At 56.0% G+C, this 19439-nt stretch carries 17 protein-coding genes; 5 read left to right on the top strand and 12 right to left on the bottom strand.

Going from position 1 to position 19439, the window contains the following annotated elements:
• Nucleotides 1-83: 83 nt before the first annotated feature.
• On the bottom strand, nucleotides 84-884 hold the full coding sequence (locus GRI39_RS08235) for a hypothetical protein (protein ID WP_160739177.1): 801 nt from the start codon (nucleotides 882-884) through the stop codon (nucleotides 84-86).
• Nucleotides 885-1076: 192 nt separating this feature from the next.
• A complete protein-coding gene (locus GRI39_RS08230) occupies nucleotides 1077-1541 on the bottom strand; it encodes a MarR family winged helix-turn-helix transcriptional regulator (protein ID WP_160739176.1) in 465 nt (154 codons plus the stop codon).
• A 341-nt stretch (nucleotides 1542-1882) separates the two neighbouring features.
• Between GRI39_RS08230 and GRI39_RS08225 the strand changes: the two genes are divergently transcribed.
• Nucleotides 1883-3292: a dihydrolipoyl dehydrogenase gene (locus tag GRI39_RS08225; protein ID WP_160739175.1), complete on the top strand. Its 1410-nt coding sequence runs from the start codon at nucleotides 1883-1885 to the stop codon at nucleotides 3290-3292.
• Between the two features lie 50 nt (nucleotides 3293-3342).
• On the opposite strand, the gene bioB is transcribed toward GRI39_RS08225, so the two are convergent.
• The 3 genes from bioB to GRI39_RS08210 form a co-directional block, all read right to left on the bottom strand.
• Nucleotides 3343-4359 (bottom strand): biotin synthase BioB, encoded by a 1017-nt coding sequence (gene bioB / locus GRI39_RS08220; protein WP_160739174.1) that lies wholly within the window; start codon nucleotides 4357-4359, stop codon nucleotides 3343-3345.
• 186 nt (nucleotides 4360-4545) lie between these two features.
• On the bottom strand, nucleotides 4546-6486 hold the full coding sequence (gene acs / locus GRI39_RS08215; protein ID WP_160739173.1) for an acetate--CoA ligase: 1941 nt from the start codon (nucleotides 6484-6486) through the stop codon (nucleotides 4546-4548).
• A 133-nt stretch (nucleotides 6487-6619) separates the two neighbouring features.
• Entirely contained in the window at nucleotides 6620-7039 is a 420-nt protein-coding gene (locus GRI39_RS08210; protein WP_160739172.1) for a MarR family winged helix-turn-helix transcriptional regulator, read from the bottom strand.
• A gap of 102 nt (nucleotides 7040-7141) precedes the next feature.
• Here GRI39_RS08210 and GRI39_RS08205 point away from each other — a divergent pair, with 102 nt between their 5' ends.
• Nucleotides 7142-8002, top strand: coding sequence for a p-hydroxycinnamoyl CoA hydratase/lyase (locus GRI39_RS08205; RefSeq protein WP_160739171.1), 861 nt, complete (start codon nucleotides 7142-7144; stop codon nucleotides 8000-8002).
• Between the two features lie 170 nt (nucleotides 8003-8172).
• Nucleotides 8173-10299, top strand: a complete 2127-nt coding sequence (locus GRI39_RS08200; RefSeq protein ID WP_160739170.1) for an acetate--CoA ligase family protein — start codon at nucleotides 8173-8175, stop codon at nucleotides 10297-10299.
• A gap of 83 nt (nucleotides 10300-10382) precedes the next feature.
• On the opposite strand, the gene GRI39_RS08195 is transcribed toward GRI39_RS08200, so the two are convergent.
• The 7 genes from GRI39_RS08195 to tsaD form a co-directional block, all read right to left on the bottom strand.
• Nucleotides 10383-10772: a response regulator gene (locus tag GRI39_RS08195; RefSeq protein ID WP_246204965.1), complete on the bottom strand. Its 390-nt coding sequence runs from the start codon at nucleotides 10770-10772 to the stop codon at nucleotides 10383-10385.
• Nucleotides 10773-10884: 112 nt separating this feature from the next.
• Nucleotides 10885-11496 (bottom strand): hypothetical protein, encoded by a 612-nt coding sequence (locus GRI39_RS08190; RefSeq protein ID WP_160739169.1) that lies wholly within the window; start codon nucleotides 11494-11496, stop codon nucleotides 10885-10887.
• Nucleotides 11497-11694: 198 nt separating this feature from the next.
• Entirely contained in the window at nucleotides 11695-12363 is a 669-nt protein-coding gene (locus tag GRI39_RS08185; protein WP_246204964.1) for an OmpA family protein, read from the bottom strand.
• A 98-nt stretch (nucleotides 12364-12461) separates the two neighbouring features.
• Nucleotides 12462-14075 carry a vWA domain-containing protein gene (locus tag GRI39_RS08180; RefSeq protein WP_343033313.1) on the bottom strand — a complete coding sequence of 538 codons (1614 nt, stop codon included), beginning with the start codon at nucleotides 14073-14075 and terminating at the stop codon, nucleotides 12462-12464.
• 71 nt (nucleotides 14076-14146) lie between these two features.
• Entirely contained in the window at nucleotides 14147-15682 is a 1536-nt protein-coding gene (locus GRI39_RS08175) for a lipopolysaccharide biosynthesis protein (RefSeq protein ID WP_211371488.1), read from the bottom strand.
• On the bottom strand, nucleotides 15679-16683 hold the full coding sequence (locus tag GRI39_RS08170) for an NAD(P)H-dependent glycerol-3-phosphate dehydrogenase (RefSeq protein WP_160739167.1): 1005 nt from the start codon (nucleotides 16681-16683) through the stop codon (nucleotides 15679-15681). The genes GRI39_RS08175 and GRI39_RS08170 overlap by 4 nt, the downstream gene beginning before the upstream one ends.
• Entirely contained in the window at nucleotides 16680-17714 is a 1035-nt protein-coding gene (gene tsaD / locus GRI39_RS08165; RefSeq protein ID WP_160739166.1) for a tRNA (adenosine(37)-N6)-threonylcarbamoyltransferase complex transferase subunit TsaD, read from the bottom strand. Before tsaD ends, GRI39_RS08170 begins: the two co-directional genes overlap by 4 nt.
• A 45-nt stretch (nucleotides 17715-17759) precedes the next feature.
• On the opposite strand from tsaD, the gene hemC reads away from it, so the two are divergent.
• A complete protein-coding gene (gene hemC / locus GRI39_RS08160) occupies nucleotides 17760-18701 on the top strand; it encodes a hydroxymethylbilane synthase (RefSeq protein WP_160739165.1) in 942 nt (313 codons plus the stop codon).
• Nucleotides 18698-19396 carry a uroporphyrinogen-III synthase gene (locus tag GRI39_RS08155; RefSeq protein WP_160739164.1) on the top strand — a complete coding sequence of 233 codons (699 nt, stop codon included), beginning with the start codon at nucleotides 18698-18700 and terminating at the stop codon, nucleotides 19394-19396. Before hemC ends, GRI39_RS08155 begins: the two co-directional genes overlap by 4 nt.
• The last annotated feature ends 43 nt before the right edge of the window (nucleotides 19397-19439 follow it).

Genomic DNA, 19439 nt, shown 5'->3' with positions numbered 1-19439 from the left:
AGACGATAGCGGATGAAGGAGGGGCGGATCAGAAATGGTCTGCCCCTTTTTCGTGAGGCCTAAGTGCCGGGGCAAAATCCTTTCTAGCGGCGGCGGATACTGTAATCGATCCTGATTCGTACCCAGCTTCCCACCTGAAGTTTGCCACCAATGCGCGGCGGGCGGACTTTGAATTGCCAGGCAGCAGCCAGAACCGCGCGGGCAATATTGGAGCCTTGGGGATATTCGCCAACCGGAACACAGTCTTCCACGCGATAATCGGCCACTGTCCGGCAGGCGATCAGCCCCCAACCCGGACCTTGAGCGGTAGAAAGATACCCGCTCAATTCATCGTCGGTCGGTTCACGATACCATGATGCGGCATACAGTGGCTCACCATTCGGAGCTGTGCCGACAACAGCGGTATCAGGCGGCCCCGAAGCTGCCGGAGCTGCCGGCCCCATGGATGGCCCCATCCGCACACCGATCTTCTTCGTAGGGGCGGGCGATGGTGTGATGTCGCTGCGGATCATCTGATCGCTGGGTAATTGGATCGGTGGTGTTGGGGCGGGGTTTATTTTTGCGACTTGTGGTGTGGCAGGTCGGGGAGGTGAAGGTGCCGGTGTTTCTGCCTTGGGTTGGGGCTTTTCAACGTTCTTTTTTGCCGGTTCAGGATCTTTTGTGTCCTGTTCAGTCACCTTCTCAGCGGGAGGGCGAACGTCAAAACTACTCATCATCACTTCGGGCTGTTCGGGCTCTGAAATGCCCGACCCAAGAGTCAGCAGTACGATCAGCAACAGCGTTTCAACCGCCAGTGCAACAATCAGCGCAGTCAGCCGTGGTCCCAGGCGGGCGCGCAGGCGCTGATGCCAGGGCAAGTCAAAATCAGGAATCTGCAGAGACAAAAAGCATCGACTCCGAAAGCTATCAGACCAGGTTAAAGCGCCCCCTGCTGCAGTGGAATTGTCGATAGTGCGCGGCGATCTACAAGACAAGGCTTGCCTTGTCTAAGCAGGAGGGAACCTGCCATCCTTTGGAGAAGTTTTAGGAAAACAATTTGGAAATCAGATAATTAGAAAATGGATGGGCTGCTTGAGTTAGGGAATTTTTTTGAGCAATATCCGCCTCAATGTTGTCACAGCTTCTTTCAGGTCATCCCTTTCATGGTCAGAAAGTTCGGCCGAAGCGATGATACTTGATGGCACATCACGGGCTTCTGTCTTCAGTGCATGGCCTTTATCGGTCAGTTCGATCAAAACCCGACGTTCATCACTCGGGTCTCGTTCACGGAAGACAAACCCTGCTGCCGCTAAACGTTTAAGGAGCGGGGTGAGGGTGCCGCTGTCCAGCAATAATTTGCGGCCAATATCACCGACAGAGATGGGGGTTTCTTCCCACAAGACCATCATCACCAGATATTGTGGGTAGGTAATGCCGAGCGGCTCAAGCAGTGGGCGGTAGGTTTTAACAATCGCATTGGCAGATGCATAAATCGGAAAGCACATCTGCTGTTCAAGCTGCAGCATGGATTCACGATCTTCAACGTCGGCAGGTGATGCCATTCCGTTCTCACTCCCCTCAAGGCCATTATGACATATTGTGTCTTACGGCATTTCCCCTGTCATTACACGTAACACAGCGATTTAAATATCCAAAGATATCAAATATCATACGCTATGTTTCGCCCATATTTGGCACAACATGGCACAGATATTTGTGCTTTTTGATGAGCTTATCCGTAGTCATGGAAGCAAGCTGACGGCCTTCGGGATACGGTGAGCGGATAGGCCGTTGGGGAAGAAACAGCACGGCCTATAAACAATTTTGCTGCCGCACTGATATTCTCATCCCCAGCAGGCTCTGCATAACCTGCCCAGATTCAGATTGAATAAAGGAGCCATGCGTGGCCGAAAAGTTTTGCGATGTAGCTGTTATTGGAGCAGGGACTGCTGGTCTGGCGGCGGAACGCAGCGCCCGGCATAATGGGGCAAAGACTTTACTGATCGATCCGGAGTTTATCGGCACTACCTGCGCACATGTTGGCTGTATGCCCTCCAAATTGCTTATCGCTGCGGCACATAATGCGCATGAGGTGGCGAAATCTGACATTTTTGGCGTGAAGACAGGTAAGGTCGAAATTGACGGCAAGGCCGTGATGCGGCGCCTAAGGGCTGAGCGTGATAAGTTTACGGCAGCCACTCGCAAGAGCTTTGATCGCTTGCCCGATGGCATAATGATCCGGGCCAGAGCATGTTTCACTGGCCTCAATAGCCTGGCGCTGGATAATGGCGATACGATCAGTGCAAAGGCTATCGTGATCGCAACAGGGTCATCCCCGTTTATACCTGAACCATATCAGGCACTTGGTGATGTGGTTTTGACCAGTGAAACGATCTTTGAAATCGACAATCTGCCAGAATCATTGGCAGTTGTTGGTGGTGGCACGATTGGACTTGAGCTGGCACAGGCTATGGCGCGGCTTGGGGTGGAGGTCACTCTGTTTGAACGGTCTGACAGTATCGGAAGCGCCGGTGATGAACAGATCACGCAGGATATTCATAAGGTTATTTCCCGCGACCTCAGTTTGAAGCTGGGGGTTGATGTGACGCCTGAAAAGACGAGCGAGGGAGTTCGAATGCGCTGGACAGGGGCGAGCGAGGGGGAGCAGGCCTACGACAAGGTCCTGGTTGCCGTTGGCAGGCCTCCGAACATCTCCGGCTTGAATCTCAAGGCTACCGGCCTAGTGCTGAACGACAAAGGTCTGCCGGAATTTGACCGGCAGACCATGCAATGCGGTGATGCGCCTGTTTTCATTGCCGGGGATGGCAATGCTGATGTGCCCCTTTTGCACGAAGCATCAACGGAAGGGGCGATTGCCGGGCGCAATGCTGTCGCTTTTCCGGCTGTTACCTCATCGCGCCGCACGCCGTTTTTCTCGATCACTTTTACGGACCCGCCGATTGCGAAACTGGGCATCGGCCCCGACGAAACGACGGTTACCGGCTGTGCATCTTACGAAGATCAGGGGCGATCTAAAGTGGAGGCACGGGCAGATGGTCATGTTCGCCTCTATGCGGAACCCAAAGAGGGCGTTTTAACAGGAGCCGTGCTGTTCGCGCCCGGAGCGGATCATATGGCGCATCTTTTGATGCTGGCGATTATGCACCGTGTCACAGCGTCAGAAATGCTGGAGATGCCGTTTTATCACCCGACACTGGAAGAGGGATTGAAGTCTGCCCTGCGTGATATTTGCAAGGCTACACCCGTTGCTCTGCCTGAAGATCGTGACAGAAGTGATCCGCCGGGTGCCTGAATTACTCAGTGGGTAGGGCTGGCCGATTGAAAGTCAGCCAGCCTGCCGTTTCATTCTGCCGCTTCAGGAATGGCAGTTTTGCACATTCTCATAGGTTCTTCACCTTCCATTGCTTTCAGCCCGAAACGTTTGAGCATTTCTGTGTCGCGATCATCGCCAGAATTGGGCGCAGTGAGGAGGGTGTCACCGGTAAAAATGGAATTGGCGCCAGCAAGGAAACATAGGGCCTGGGTAGAATCAGACATGCTCTCACGGCCTGCAGACAGGCGAACCATGGAAAGCGGCATGGTGATCCGGGCCACTGCGACGGTGCGGACGAATTCGATTTCGTCAATCTTTGCAAGCGGCGTATCGGCTAGCATATCACCCAGAGGTGTGCCTTTGACCGGGACCAGCGCATTGACCGGGACGCTTTCAGGATGCTTCGGCAGGGTCGCCAGAGTATGAATGAAGCCCACGCGATCCTCGCGCGTTTCACCCATCCCGACAATCCCACCAGAGCATACATTAATGCCAGCGCTACGCACTGTGTCGAGCGTGTTCAGCCTGTCATCCATCGTTCTGGTGGTGATGACTGAATCATAACGTTCAGGCGATGTGTCGATGTTGTGATTGTAATAATCCAGTCCGGCATCGGCCAGCATATCTGCCTGTTTCGGGGTCAGCATTCCAAGCGTCATGCAGGTTTCCATTCCCATCGCCCGAACACCTTCGACGATCTGAACGATTTGCGGCATGTCACGATCTTTGGGATTGCGCCAGGCTGCCCCCATGCAAAAGCGCTGGCTGCCGGCATCTTTGGCCTGTGCCGCGCGCTGCAGCACTTGCTGCACATCCATCAGCTTGGTGGCCTTGACCCCGCTATCGGCATGAGCGCTTTGGGAGCAATAGCCGCAATCTTCCGGGCAACCACCTGTTTTGATGGATAGCAGCGTGCATAGCTGGATCTCATCTGCGCGGTGGTTTTCGCGGTGCACAGATGCGGCACGGAAAAGCAGTTCTGTAAAGGGAAGGTCGAACAACTCAGCGATCTGTGCGCGGGTCCAATCCTGACGGGGGGCATTCATTCGGTAATCTCCATCACACCTATGCCTCGCGCTATGGCGTTTTGAGAAGCGGGTGTCAGCCCGGCAGTATCATCATCTGGGGACAGAAACAGAGCTTTGCGGCGGACGGTTCAAGGCCTCAGCACCGATCTTACCCTTCCCGCCGTTGCGTTGCCTGCAATTGCGGGAAGGGTTTTAGGTGTGCGGTCAGACGGCGGGGCGGTTGGCGATCAGTTTTTCGACTACTTCCGGGTCTGCCAAAGTGGAAATATCGCCAAGATTGCTGGTGTCATTTTCCGCGATCTTGCGCAGGATGCGGCGCATGATCTTGCCGGAGCGTGTCTTGGGCAGGGCGGGTGCAAATTGCACCACATCGGGCGAAGCAATCGGCCCGATTTCATGGCGCACCCATTTGACCAGTTCCTTACGCAGCGCCTCATCATCAGCAGCACCTGCCACGGTTGTGACATAGCAATAAATGCCCTGGCCTTTCACATCATGAGGCATGGCGACGACAGCGGCTTCAGCGACCTGATCGTGCAGCACAAGCGCGCTTTCGATCTCTGCCGTGCCCATTCTGTGGCCTGAAACATTGATCACATCGTCCATCCGGCCCGTGATCCAATAATAGCCATCTTTATCGCGTCGGCAGCCATCGCTGGTAAAATATTTGCCTTTGAATGTGCTGAAATAGGTGAGGAAGAAGCGTTCCTCATCGCCATAAACGCCGCGCATCTGGCCGGGCCAGCTATCGGCGATCACCAGCGCGCCCTCTGCCACGCCTTCCAGCACTTTGCCTTCCGTATCCACGATTTCAGGTTTCACCCCGAAGAGCGGCATACTGGCACTGCCCGGCTTCAAAGCGTGTGCGCCCGGAAGAGGCGTGATCATGTGGCCGCCAGTTTCGGTCTGCCACCAGGTGTCAGCAATCGGGCATTTGCCATTGCCAACGACGTGATAATACCATTCCCACGCTTCGGGATTGATCGGCTCACCTACAGAGCCTAGCACGCGCAGGCTCTGACGGCTGGTCTTTTCCACCCATTCATTGCCTTCGCGCATTAAGGCGCGAAGGGCTGTTGGGGCGGTGTAAAGTGTGCTGACCTGATATTTGTCGACGATCTGCCAGAAGCGGGAGAAGTCGGGATAATTCGGTGTCCCTTCAAACATCACATTGGTCGCGCCATTGGCGAGGGGGCCATAGACAATGTACGAGTGGCCGGTGATCCAGCCAATATCAGCCGCACACCAATAGACATCGCCGGGGCGATAATCGAAGGCATATTGATGCGTCATGCTGGTCCACACAGCATAGCCACCCGTCGTATGCAGCACACCCTTGGGTTTGCCGGTTGATCCTGAGGTATAGAGAATGAACAGTGGATCTTCCGCGTTCATTTCTTCGGGTTCACATTCGGCCGGCTGATCAGCTACTGCTTGTGCCCAGGTAATGTCGCGCCCATCTTTCATCGGCACATCAGCACCGGTGACTTCCAGCATGATAACGCGATCGACCTTTGCGTGATGTTCCAACGCTTCGTCGACATTGGCTTTGAGCGGGATAGTCTTCCCACCCCGGCGGCCTTCATCGGCGGTGATGACAATATCGCTGTCGCAATCTTCAATGCGATTACCCAAAGCTTCGGGGGAGAAACCGGCAAAGATGACGGAATGGACCGCGCCAATGCGCGCGCAAGCGAGCATGGTAATGGCTGCTTCAGGCACCATGGGCATGTAAATCGTAACCCGGTCACCCTTGTTAACGCCATTTGCTTTCAGTGCGTTGGCGAAGCGGCAGGTTTCTTCATACAATTCTTGATAGGTGAGCGTGCGATTGTCTTGCGTGGGATCATCAGGCTCCCAGATGATTGCTGCGCGATCCCCATGTTCGGCAAGGTGGCGATCAAGGCAATTGGCGGAGAGGTTCAGCGTTCCATCTTCAAACCAGCGGATATGGAAATCCTGCTTGTCAAAGCTGGTATCCTTCACCTTGGTGAAGGGCTTGATCCAATCAATCCGCATGGCTTCTTCACGCCAGAAAGCGTCCGGCTCTTCGATTGATTGCTGGTATTTACGCCGGTAGGTTTCCGCGTCGATCAGCGCATTTTTCGCCCAATCGTCTGGCACCGGATAGACCTTGTTTTCCATAACCAACTCCCGAAATTTTACTTTCCCTCAAAGTAGGGAGCGTGTGCGTTTCGGGCAAGCGCGTGTGTCAGTTTTTTAGGGGAAGTCCGAGCTGTTGACTGTGCTCAAGTAGCTTCAGGCTTATGTTAGGAAGTTAGCTATCCATCTGCCACAAGGCATTAAGGGCAGGCACCAAATGAGCACGATGTTCTTCAGGAACGCGCGCCAGCAATTCCTTCTCAAAGGTTTCGATACGGATCTGCGCTTCCGCCAGCTTTTGAAGTCCCAGCTCTGTCATGTTGAGGCCGAGCGATTTTCCGTCGATCGGAACACGTTCGATCAGCCCAGCATCTTCCAGACCTTTGAGCAAGGGCACCATATTGGCCCGTCGAATATCCAGGCTACGGGCAAGGGCACTGCCGGTTACGCCCGGATTGGCGCTGATGAGAATGAGTGTTGAAGCATCTACCTGACGCAGGCCGATGTCTGCCAGCCGTGTCGCAAGTTCTGCCATTGTCGCTGTTGCTGCCCGGCGCAGCGCATAGCCTGGGTAATTGGGTAAAGGATCATGCATGAGAGCAACCATAGGAATGCTTGTTGCATATAACAATCCGGATCGTTATCCAGAATAGCAATAGAACATAACAATTTTTGATTCGAAAGTAAGGAGAGCCCAATGGCAATGCCATCTCAGCCAGATCCCCGCCCACAAGAAGAAACCGTCAAATATGAAGTGAATGACGGTGTCGCATGGGTATATTTCAACCGCCCGGACAAGCGCAACTGCATGAGCCCCAAGCTCAATCGCCAGATGAAGATTGTTCTCGAAGAGCTGGAATTTCGTGACGATGTAAAGGTTCTTGTTCTGACCGGTGAAGGCACTGCCTGGACTGCTGGCATGGATCTGCTCGAATATTTCCGCATGACAGAAGCAGAAGGCCTTGGGGCCATCCGCAAGAGCCAGCGTGAAAGCTATGGCTGGTTCGAGCGTCTGCGCTGGTATGAAAAGCCCACAGTTGCGATGATCAATGGCTGGTGCTTCGGTGGCGGCTATGGTCCGCTGTTCGGCTGCGACATTGCGATTGCTTCGGAAGATGCACAGTTCGGCCTGTCAGAAATCAACTGGGGCATTCTGCCCGGCGGTGGTGCATCCAAGGTTGCGCAGGAACTCATGCCGTTCCGTAAAGCCATGTATCACGCCATGATGGGTGAAAACCTGACCGGCAAGCAGGCTGAAGAGCAGGGTCTGGTTACCGAATGCGTGCCGGCTGATAAGCTCAAGGAACGCGTGCAGGAAATCTGCGATGTTCTGAAGAAGAAAGAAACGCACGCCCTTCGCGCCACTAAGTGGACGATGCGCCGCATGGTCGACATGACCTATGATAATGGTCTGGACTATCAGATCCGTGCGCAGGAAGCGCTGCACAGCTTTGGTGGTGCCGCAGCCCGCAAGGAAGCAACGAAGCAGTTCCTGGATGATAAGAAGTTCAAACCAGGTCTGGAAACTTTCGACGTTTCGAAGGTCAATAAGGACTAAGTCCGTTATATGGGTCGAGGTTATCCACCTCGGCCCATGCTTTGTTTTGACTATGTCCGAATGGACACTTGTTTGCGCTATTTCCCCGTTTTAGGGAAAGTGCAACAATTGATCACCCCGGGTCTTTAGAGGAGACGCGGGTTTAGCTTTGTATGGGAGATATGGCTGCCATGAGCGGTATTCGCTTCACCAATGAACAGATTGACCGCTTGCTGCGCCCGAAAAGCGTTGCGGTGGTTGGGGCTTCGGATCGTCACGGTGCGTTGGGGGCTACGCTGCTCAACAATCTCGTTCAGTATGAATTCGATGGCGATATCTATCCGGTCAATCCTAAGCGTGAAGCAATTCAGGGGCTGAAATGCTATCCTTCAGTGGTGGAATTGCCTGAGGGTGTGGATTGTGCGGTGCTTGCTATTCCGCGTCCCTTCGTGCTCGATACTGTGCGCCAGCTTGCGGAACGCGGTTGTGGCGCAGTGGTAATCTATTCCGCCGGCTTTTCCGAAGCTGGTGAAGAGGGCATGAAAGAACAGCTCGAACTCGGCGAAATCTCACGTCAATATGGGATGGTGATTGAAGGCCCCAATTGCCTTGGGTGCACCAACTATATTCAACGCGTGCCGCTGACCTTCGTTGAAACCAATATGAAGACCCCACCCAAGGGCACACGCGCTGTTGGTATCGCATCGCAATCAGGCGCCATTGCTGCCGTTCTTGCGACGGTTCTGCATCCGCGTGAATGCTATGTCAGCCACTCGGTTTCCACCGGCAATGAAGCCGCTAGCGGTGTTGAAGATTACGTCCAGTGGCTGGTGGATGATGAAGATACACATGTCATCGGCCTGTATGTAGAGACATTGCGCCGTCCCGAAGCCTTTATCCGTGCCGCCCGCCGTGCGCGTGCAGCAGGCAAGCCCATCGTGATGCTGCATCCGGGGAAGTCCAACAAGGCACAGGAAAGCGCTGCCACCCATACTGGCGCGATGGCTGGTGACTACCAGTTGATGAAGGCTAAGCTGACGCGTGAAGGTGTGATCTTTGCCGATACGCTGGAAGAATTGGGCGATATTCTCACCATCGCGCTGACTTGCCCAAGCCTGCCCGGCACAGGCATGGCGGTGCTGGGTGAATCCGGCGCTCTGCGAGGCCTGGCCTTTGACCTTGCTGAAGAGATCGGCCTGCAATTGCTGGAACTTCATGATGAAGACAGCCCCGAATTGCGCGCTGCACTGCCGGAATTTGTGCCGGTGTCCAATCCGCTGGACATCACCGCGGCAGGTCTTTCGGAGCCAGAGATTTATACCAAATCGCTGACTGCTTTGCTGGCAGATGATCGCGTGGGTTCGGTGGTTGCATCCATCATTCAGTCTGATCCTGTGACATCGGAGATTAAATTTCCGGCCATTATGAAGGTGCTGCAGGATGGCTCCTTCACAAAGCCTCTGGTCTTTGCCGGGGTGGATGAAGGCGCGACTGTTCCGCAACATTACATCGATGGATTGCGCAAGGTCGGTATTCCATGGTTCCCAAGCACGGAACGCGCATACCGGGCGATTTCTCGCCTTGCAGATCTTGCCAAGCGTGATCTGACGGATCGCTCTGCCCAGCCCCTCACTGTGGCAGGCATTGATGCATTGAACGGTGTTGTGCCCGAATATAAGGCCAAGGAATTGCTGAAGCCACTCGGTCTGGCATTCCCCAACAGCCAGTTTGCGGCAACGGCCGATGAGGCTGCAGCGGCGGCTGATGCTATCGGCTATCCCGTGGTGATGAAGGCGCAGGCTGCTGATCTTGGGCATAAGAGCGACGCTGGCGGCGTGCTGCTCAACCTGAAAACTGCCGATGATGTGCGCACTGCTTTCGGTCAGATATTCAAGAATGTCGAAGCCTATAATGCTGCGATCCAGCTTGATGGTGTTCTGATTGAAGCCATGGGCAAGATGGGCACCGAAATGATCGTTGGTGCCAAGAATGATCCGCAGTGGGGGCCGATTGTGCTCGCTGGCTTTGGCGGCGTGACTGCTGAGATCCTTCAGGATGTTAAGCTCTTCACGCCTGATTTGGGTGTAGATCAGGTCAAGGCTGGCCTGCTGGAATTGAAACAGGCAGCCATCCTTCAAGGTTACCGTGGCTCACCAGCACTGGATGTAGATGCCTTGGCTCAACTGATCGTACAGATAGGGCAGGTCATGAATGGCAATTCTGCCATCCGTGAAATTGACCTCAACCCGGTGATCATTCACCCCAAGGGTGAAGGCGTTGTGGCGCTCGATGCGCTGATGCTGGTTGAACAGGACTAATATTCACCTGATGAATAAACAAAAGGCCCGACGGGGAATATCCTCGCCGGGCCTTTTCTATGCCAACTATCGCGATTAGGCGTTTAGTGTTGCACCTTGCGGTGCATCGCTTCTTCCAAAACTTTCACCAACCGATCAGGTGGGCATGGTTTTGTGCAAGCCACGGCATGCGGATAACGCGTTGCGATATGTTCCGGTTGTACGTGCCCGGAATGGAAAATGATCGGCACACCTGCTTCTGTGAGCGTATCAGCAAGCGGGTAGACTTCTCCATCTGCCGTTCTGATATCCAATATCGCACAATCAGGCATGACACGATCAATCGCTACAAAGGCGTTTTCCGTGTCAGCATAAGGGCCTTCCAGCGTATAGCCGAGATCCCGAACAGTTTCAGACAGGTCAAGAGCGATGATGAATTCATCCTCTACAACCAAGACCGTGGGCCGGCTGAGATTATCAATCTTAAGCGCCATATTCCTACTCTTCCCTGCCTTACTGGCAGTTTGTTCAGTAAAAGAATGGGGCACGGTCCCATAAGTTCCCGTTTCAGGCGGTTTGGCGGCGTCTGAAACGGTCGATAAGGCCTTAAACCTTGCCAAATTTCGCCTCAAAACCAGCAGTGTCATTCTGGGCTAGAAAACGTGCTTGTTCTGGCCAGTTATCGCGCCGGATGCGGCCTTCAAAGCGACCAAGTTGCGCGTCAATCCGATCAATTTCGGCATCGTCCCATGCGGCAATCTGGGCAAAAGTGGAGATCCCAAGCCCGGCAAGGTGAGCGCTCAGCTTGGGGCCGACACCTTTGATCCGGGTCAGATCGTCGCCCTCAGCGGAGGCAGCTGGTTGCGGGCTGGTTGGTGCCGGGGTAGCGACGGGGGCAGGGGGCGCGACTTCCGCATCGTGGTCTTGCGTAGCCTCGGGAGCCACTTTGGCAGCTTCTGCCGCTGCGGCAACAGCTTCACCCGCTCCGGCCATGCCGATGGGTGTTGTGGGCGGAATTTCGGCGGCGAAATTAGCTGGTGACGCATCGATCAGCGCTTGGTTGCGCTTGGCACGGGTGCCTTCACCAGCCGCTTCTGTGTCGCCGTCTTTCTGGATGGTCGTCTTACGTGAAGCGACGAAAATCCACCAGGCCACGGCAATCCCGATGGCAAGGGCGATAAGGAAGAAAATCCAGTTCTGCTGGATCAATTCAGTCATTGTCAGTGCTCCCGACCGTGTCTGGGCTGCGTCCCCATATCATCCAGCCCAGCGCGAGCCCGACCATGAAGGTCACCCACAGCAAGACGAATAATTCCAGCCAGATTGGCACTGAACGCAACTCCTTTGATTTCCCGACTGTCCTTAGAAGCTGTGGCGGCTTTAGCCAAGTTCCCCGTCAGGTGACGAATATTGGTCTTAGTGCGGGCCAGGTGTATCGACGGGTGTCGGTTTGATTTTTGCCGTTTGAATGACTTCGAAGTCAATTCGGCGATTGGCTGGGTCAGCTGGGTTCAACCCATCAACAGGAACAGCGGAGCCAACCCCTTCGGCGCGGATGCTATCTTCTGGCAACCCTCTGGCAATCAGAGCATTGCGCACGCTTTCGGCACGGTCGCGTGATAGGATTTGATTGAGCTTTTCCGGCCCTGATTTGTCGGTGTGCCCTGTCACCAGAACAACGCTGCCAAGGCACGGGCGCAGGGCTTTGGCCACTTCATCAATCAAGCTGACGCTCGATGGTTGGATGGTTGCCGATGATTCTTCAAACCGGATAGTCCGGGCTGCCAATAGCGCTCTGACATCATCCTGGCAGTGGCGCGGATTGATGGGCGGTTCACCGCCTTCTGCAAGGCCGTTCCCATCGGCCCAGCTTATGCCGCCGACCCCTTTGGTTCGGGCAACAGCCTTTGCAATCTGGTCGCGCTTCTTTTCATTCAATCCTTCTCCCCCTTCAAGGACCGGATGGCGGCTGGGCGCCCCACCGGGAGAGCGGAAAACGGCTGTCACGACACCTTTGCCACCTGCCTCGGCAATTGCTGCTTCAGCGCGGCGCGACAGTTCATCGGTAATCGTTGGACCGGTCAATCTACCGCCGAGAATCGCCAGAACAAAAACAGCAAGGCTACCGATTAGGATGGCTAACAAAGGTCTGTGAAGCATGGGCCAGACCATAGCCTGCAATCTCACCTTCCGTCGAGGCTATCTGCTATTTTGACGAGTTGAACAAATTCCTGCCGCCAGAAATCGCTCGGCGTGCCGGCAAGTTTTTCGATATCATCATAGGTAAATTGTGCGAGCATAGGGTCTCCGCGCAATTTCTGGCCATAGGCGGCCACAGCTGCGACAAAGGCCATGTCGCCTGCTGCCGGGCGCGCTGTGTAGAGCATAGCGCTTGGCACAGGCCGTTCGATCAGTTTCGAAACCTCTCCATTCGGAAGCTTGTAACGTAGCTTTACAAAAGCCAGCTCGCTGTTGCTGGAACTGTCAGCTGCCGGTGCCGCAGGTTCGTACCGGCGTGGTGCAACCCAGCCTTTGGTTCCGGCCATGACCACTTCATATAATGCGGTGACCTGATGCCCGGCGCCGATATCGCCCGCATCCACTGCATCATTAGCGAAATCTTCTTCCCGCAGAGCGCGGTTTTCATAGCCGATCAGGCGATATTGGCTGATCTTTGCCGGATTGAACTCTACTTGAATCTTCACGTCCTTGGCGATGGTGAACAAGGTGGAAGACATTTCATCGACCAGCACTTTCTCCGCCTCCATCGCGCTGTCGATATAGGCGTAATTGCCGTTTCCATGATCGGCGATCTGTTCCATCATCGCTTCATTGTAATTGCCGGTGCCGAAGCCAAGCGTCGTCAAAGTGATCCCGCGATCACGCTCTTTCTCGACCAGTTCGATCAAGGCATCCGGATCGCGGATGCCGACATTGAAATCGCCATCGGTCGCCAGAATAATCCGGTTCACACCGCCTTCGATCAGATTGTCTTCCGCAATATTATAGGCCAGCTGCAAGCCAGCGCCACCAGCGGTGGACCCACCAGCATTGAGCGCATCGAGCGCGCGCCGGATTTTGCGCTTGTCATTTGTGGGGTCAAGGACCACCCCGGCAGCACCTGCATAGACAACAATCGAAACCCGGTCCTGAGCGCGCAAATTGTCTGCCAGTTTGGTGAGGGCAGACTTCACCAGCGGCAATTTGTCTGCACTGGACATGGAACCGGATACGTCCAGCAGGAATACCAGATTGGCAGGGGGGCGATTGTCTCGCGGAAGGTCATAGCCGCGCAATCCGATCCGCAGGAGGCGGGTGTCCGGGTTCCATGGGGTCATCGCCAGATCGGTGCTGACGGTGAAAGGCACCTCGCGATTTTGTGGGGCCGGATAATCGTAGCGAAAATAATTGATCAGTTCTTCAGTCCGCACAGCATCTTGCGGGGGCTTTTGGCCCAGCATCAATATGCGGCGGGTGTTGGCATAAGCCCCTGTATCGACATCGACGGAGAAGGTTGAAACCGGCTCTTGTGCAACAAGGTGAACCGGAGACACCTCTTCACCCTCATAGCGCTCGCGGCCCGGATTTTGCGGGATCTGAACCGCCGGAATATACGCGCCTTGCACAGGCGCGGCACGGATCAGGGCTGGAGGTGGTGGCGGCGGAGGCGGTAGGTTTTCCGTATGGCTCGAATCGGCACGATGCCCCGTTACTGTGACATCTTGCCCACCGTTTGTAGCACAAGCGGTCAGCACCAAAGCAAATGTACTGATAGCCAGTGAACCTTTACGCATCATTCCATCCCCTCATTGCAATATCTGTAAAATCAATATGAGGGGGTGAATGATGGCTGAATATTGAATCCAGTCTATTCGTCCGCTGTTTCGATCTTTTTACGAAACAACATGCGGTCTTCAGGGCCGAAACCTTTTTTCCAGACAATAAAGCCATAAGACAGCAGAATTAATGGAATGCCAAAGGCCAGTTCCGCCCATTCCGGCAAGCGCGTAACAAGGAACCCGACGGCGCAAGCGACGGCTACGGCATAGAGCAATGACCAGCGCCAATTGTTGATCGATTCTCCAAGGATGTGACCAAGCAGAAGCGCTTTCGCCAAAGAAGAAGCGCCCAGTGCCAGCATCAGGGCCAGCGCGGCACCGCCAGCACGGTAGAGGTCGCTCAGATCATAGGCGTCAGCCAGCAGCATCACGACCACAGTGAGAAGCGCCTGCAAAACAATGGTGCCGATGGAAATCCACAAATTGCGCAGTCTGGCGACATAAACCAGCGCGGCTTCTGAAACGACGGCGGTGGCGGCTACCACTTCGGCGGCTAGAAGGAAGCCCAGTGCGCCGGTTCCGCCAACGAAATTCGGACCGACGAGGCCCATCACCCCTTCGCCGGGTATGCCAAGCGAAAGCGCTATGCCGGCCTGTGCTGCGGTGATCCAGAAGCCCACCTGGCAGACCTGCCGGGCAATCGCGGCATAGTCTTTTTCTTTAAGCTTGCGGGTAATGACCGGGCCCAGAATCGGCTCAAAGCTGGTTTTGAGTTTTTGTGGCAGGCTGGCGACTTGTTGCGCAACGTAATAGACGCCCACCGCAGCAGGCGAGGCGAACAGGCCGAGAATGAAAATGTCGAGCCGGCGGGTGCCCCATTCGATCGTATCTGCTCCGGTCAGCGGCAAACCGCGAACAGTCAGGGCGCGCATTCTGGTGAAACTTGGCGACCAGTTTTGGGGCAGGCCATAGCGGCGCAGGAAAGGAATTGCAGCGGTCAACAATGCGGCATAGATCGACGCGAGATAAGCCAGCGACAAGCCGCCTTCCGGCAATACGAAGAACAGCAAGCCTGCCATGATCGAAATCGTCCATGGCTCCACCACCGCACGTGAGCGGACAGTGGTGGCGATGTCATAGCGATAGGCTTGGGCTGCCAACAGGATTTCGGTCAGTGCCAGCGCTGGGATGGCAAGAACAAGCAGCCTGTCCAGTTCCGTATATTCGCCGCTGGGAAACATCGGTGCCGGCACAAGCCAGAGGAACAGGCCCGCAATACTGCCCAGAATGAGAGCTGCCAGCATCCCGTCGCAAACGACCCCGGAGGCAACGCCGCCTCTGCGGTCATCTTCGTCACAATCATTTTCGGATAAACGCTGTGCCAATCCGCGCTTTTCACCGATGGTGCAGACCATGGCGACCAGTTCGACAATGATCAGCGCAGAAGCAAAACGGCCCAGCGAATCCGCGCCATACATACGGCCACCGATGAACAGGAATGGCAACCGCGCAACAAGGCGCAACAGAAAGCCGAAGAAATTCGTCCGGCCGCCCTTTGCCAGAGCTGCAATATCGCCGGAATCCTTCGATCCGGAGTCCGTGACAGGCGCTGGTTTTTCGTTCAAGCGGATGGGCCTTCCGAAGTCAGCGGGCGCGATAGAAGGCTGGAAGCCAGATCACGTGCTGCACCACCTTCAAGCAGGCGGCAGACAGCTTCAGTGATTGGCATAGCTACATTGTGCTGTCCGGCAAGTTCACGCAAAACCGGTGCCGTATAGGCGCCTTCTGCCACAGTTCGGCGGTCCGTCATGAGTTCTTCCGGGCTATGCCCTTCACCAAGCGCCTTGCCGAGCGAGAAATTGCGGCTGGCCGTGGAAGAGCAGGTCAGCACAAGGTCTCCTAACCCGCATAAGCCTGCTAATGTGTCGCGATCTGCCCCCAGAGCTTCGCCAAACCGCATCATTTCAGCATAACCACGCGCGATGAGCGCGGCGCGGGCATTCTGTCCCAGCTTGAGGCCTTCCACCACCCCGCAGGCAATGGCGAGAACATTCTTCACCGCGCCGCCAATTTCAGCACCGGCAAGGTCATCGGAGTAATAGGGGCGAAAATGAGGCCGGGCGATCGTGCTGGAAATGCGGTTCCATTGCGCTTCCCCGCCGCCGCAGGCCAGCGTTACAGCCGTGGGCATCCCGGCGACCACTTCATGTGCGAAGGTCGGTCCGGAAAGAACCGCGATATCGCTCGCAGGGGCAAGGGCGCGTGCTACATCGTTCATCAGGCGGAAGGTGCCGGCTTCTATGCCTTTGGAGCACAGCACGATGTCTTGCGGAAAATGCGGCATGGAAGACAGCACTTCGCCCATTTTCTGGGCGGGTGTCACCATTAGCAATATGTCGCAATTGGCCAGCCGGGTGATGTCATCTGTTGCCAGAATTGTTTCGGCAAGCTTGGCAGAAGGCAAATAGGTTGCATTGGTGTGGTGGTGGTTGATCTCTTCCACCAGAGTGCAATCTCGTGCCCAGAGCAGCACATGGCGACCATCGGAGGCGAGCATTTGGGCCAGCGCCGTGCCCCACGCACCGGCACCGATCACGCCGACCTTCGCTGCTTCACTCTCGCTCATGCTTTCACTCCAGCTCCGCGCACGGGTTCTGCATCAGGATCGAGCGGCCAGCGTGGCCGCGCGGCAATATCCAGCGGATCGCTATGGCCAAGAGTGAAATGTTCTACTCCTGCCCAGGCGATCATCGCTGCATTGTCGGTACATAGGGCGATTGGTGGTGCGACAAAAGAGACACTGCGATTTTCAGCAATAGTTTCAAGCGCCTGACGAATGCTGGTATTCGCAGCAACGCCGCCGGCAACCACCAGAGCGGTGATCGGGCCCATGGCATCCAGCGCGATGCGGAGGCGGTCAGTGATGCAATCCACTGCGGCTTGCTGGAAGCTCGCAGCGATATCGGCAGGCGTGTATTTGCCGCTCTCATGCGCGCGCAAAACCGCGCTTTTGAGGCCAGCAAAAGAGAAATGCACCTCTCCGCTGCCGACGAGTGGGCGCGGCAGGGGGACGGCTTTGGGATCGCCTTCGCGTGCCAGCCTCTCCATCGCTGGGCCACCGGGATAGCCTAGGCCGAGGATTTTGGCACTTTTATCAAAAGCTTCGCCCAGCGCATCGTCAATCGTGGTGGCAAGGCGCTGGTAACGGCCGACACCTTCCACCCGCAGAATCTGGCAATGCCCACCCGATACCAGCAGCAGAGCATAGGGAAATTCCAGCGAAGCATCCGCAAGACGCGGGCTCAAGGCATGGCCTTCCAGATGATTCACCGCGATAAGCGGCTTGCCTGATGCCATCGCCAATGCCTTGCCAGTAACAAGGCCGACCATCACCCCGCCAATCAGGCCTGGGCCTGCGGTGGCGGCAATGGCGTCCACTTGATCAAGCGTAACATTGGCATCGGACAGAGTTGCTTCTATCAGCGGGGCGAGCCGCTCCGCATGGGCGCGCGCAGCGATTTCGGGGACCACGCCACCATAGGGCGCGTGTTCTGCTTCCTGCGAAGCGATATGCTGGGCAAGTATGCACCTGTTGCCGTCCACCAGGGCGGCGGCGGTTTCATCGCAACTGCTTTCAAGGCCGAGGATCAGCGTCATGGCGGGTTCCACTGGACTGAAATGCGAATTAGGGCAAGCAAACGCATGACAAACCCATCGGAAAACCAGCCCCGCTTGCGACTGGGCACGCGCCGTTCCCCCCTTGCTATGGCGCAGGCCGAGCAGACTCGCGCAAGATTATGCGCGGCGCATGGGTGGGAAGAAAGCGCGGTTGAACTGGTGACAGTGCTGGCTAGCGGGGACAAGGTGCAGGACCGTCCGCTGGCGGAAATTGGCGGAAAAGCGCTCTGGACCAAAGAGTTGGACGCTTGGCTCGCGGAAGGAAAAATCGATGCTGCGGTCCATTCCATGAAGGATGTCGAGACTATTCGTCCGCCCGAATTGGAAATTGCGGCGATTCTTCCGCGTGCTGACAAGCGGGACCGGTTGATCGGCGCTGCCAGCATTACTGAACTGCCAGAAAATGCGGTTGTTGGGACCAGTGCACCACGCCGTGCAGCACAATTGCTTCACGCCCGCCCTGATTGCAAAGTGGTGATGTTCCGCGGAAATGTGGCGACCCGGATGGCCAAGCTGGCAGCCGGCGATGCACAGGCGACCTTCCTTGCCGCCGCCGGTCTGGAACGATTGGGAGAGGATGGTGTGGGCCACCCGCTCGATGCGGAAGAGTGGCTTCCGGCACCCGCGCAAGGGGCGATAGGCATTGAGATTCTGAGCTCTAACAGCGCCACAAAGGAACTGATTGGCGCCATAAACGACCCTAAGAGCGCCACAGAGATATTTGCTGAGCGCGCGCTGCTTTTGGCTCTTGGCGGCAATTGCCACAGCCCGATTGCAGCGCTGTGCGAATCGGATAGCGGCCACATTACGATGCGCGCCGCACTGTTCAGTCCGGATGGGGCGGAGCGGGTCGATGGCCAGTTGCGATTTGCTGTTGAAGACACTGACGGCCCGGCGCGATTGGCGCACGACTTGTTGGCGCGGGCGAGCGCCGGGATCATCGCCCATTTTTCAGGTCAGCCGTGAACGCTCTTCCGATAGTGTCCATCCGGCCCGAACCGGGCCTGTCTGCCACAGTGGCAGGGGGCGCGGCGGAGGGCTTTGAGATCATTGGCGCGCCACTATTTGCCATTCGTCCGCTTGTCTGGGAACTGCCGGATGTCGAGCAATTTGACGGGCTGTTGATCGGGAGCGCCAATGCCATTCGCCATGGCGGGGCATTGATCAATCAATGCCGCCACCTTCCTGTCTATGCGGTTGGCAAAGCCACGGCAGAGCTGGCCATTGAATGCGGCTTTCATGTGGCGCTGGTGGGCGAAGGCGGCTTGCAGAATGTGCTCGATAGTCTGGCAGGCGAGAGGCTTCACCTGCTGCGCATTACCGGAGTTGAGCACCGCCCTTTGTCAGTGCCGCCCAGCATCACCCTGACCGAACGCATCGCCTATACCAGTGAGGCTTTGCCTATGCCGGGAGAGCTGGCCGGTGAACTTGCAAAGGGCGGTATCATCATGCTCCATTCAGGTGCAGCGGCGCAGCATTTCGTGAAAGAATGCAACCGGCTGGGAGTGAACCGCAAGCTGCTCTACATCGCCGCTCTTGCACCACGTATTGCTGAGGCTGCGGGTGACGGGTGGGCTGGCCGCCACTGCGCCGCTGCGCCGAATGAAGCGGCGCTATTGGAACTGGTTGGCCAATTGTGCCATGATTTGCGTGAAGGTTGAGGGTCGGCGGGTGATAACCGGTCTTTAAGGTTTTACCCTAGGG

Source organism: Altericroceibacterium indicum (assembly GCF_009828105.1).
GTDB classification, from domain to species: Bacteria; Pseudomonadota; Alphaproteobacteria; order Sphingomonadales; family Sphingomonadaceae; genus Altericroceibacterium; species Altericroceibacterium indicum.
The sequence above is the reverse complement of the archived record's forward strand: the minus strand, read 5'-3'. Positions and strand labels throughout refer to the sequence as shown.

Bases quoted from the DNA above. Each gene is read 5' to 3' on its own strand.
- GRI39_RS08170 (WP_160739167.1), bottom strand. From the start codon at position 16,683: ATGAGCGAGAGTGAAGCAGCGAAGGTCGGCGTGATCGGTGCCGGTGCG.
- hemC (WP_160739165.1), top strand. From the start codon at position 17,760: ATGACAAACCCATCGGAAAACCAGCCCCGCTTGCGACTGGGCACGCGC.
- tsaD (WP_160739166.1), bottom strand. From the start codon at position 17,714: ATGACGCTGATCCTCGGCCTTGAAAGCAGTTGCGATGAAACCGCCGCC.
- GRI39_RS08205 (WP_160739171.1), top strand. From the start codon at position 7,142: ATGGCAATGCCATCTCAGCCAGATCCCCGCCCACAAGAAGAAACCGTC.
- GRI39_RS08230 (WP_160739176.1), bottom strand. From the start codon at position 1,541: ATGGCATCACCTGCCGACGTTGAAGATCGTGAATCCATGCTGCAGCTT.
- GRI39_RS08195 (WP_246204965.1), bottom strand. From the start codon at position 10,772: ATGGCGCTTAAGATTGATAATCTCAGCCGGCCCACGGTCTTGGTTGTA.
- acs (WP_160739173.1), bottom strand. From the start codon at position 6,486: ATGGAAAACAAGGTCTATCCGGTGCCAGACGATTGGGCGAAAAATGCG.
- GRI39_RS08180 (WP_343033313.1), bottom strand. From the start codon at position 14,075: ATGATGCGTAAAGGTTCACTGGCTATCAGTACATTTGCTTTGGTGCTG.
- GRI39_RS08210 (WP_160739172.1), bottom strand. From the start codon at position 7,039: ATGCATGATCCTTTACCCAATTACCCAGGCTATGCGCTGCGCCGGGCA.
- bioB (WP_160739174.1), bottom strand. From the start codon at position 4,359: ATGAATGCCCCCCGTCAGGATTGGACCCGCGCACAGATCGCTGAGTTG.
- GRI39_RS08190 (WP_160739169.1), bottom strand. From the start codon at position 11,496: ATGACTGAATTGATCCAGCAGAACTGGATTTTCTTCCTTATCGCCCTT.
- GRI39_RS08200 (WP_160739170.1), top strand. From the start codon at position 8,173: ATGAGCGGTATTCGCTTCACCAATGAACAGATTGACCGCTTGCTGCGC.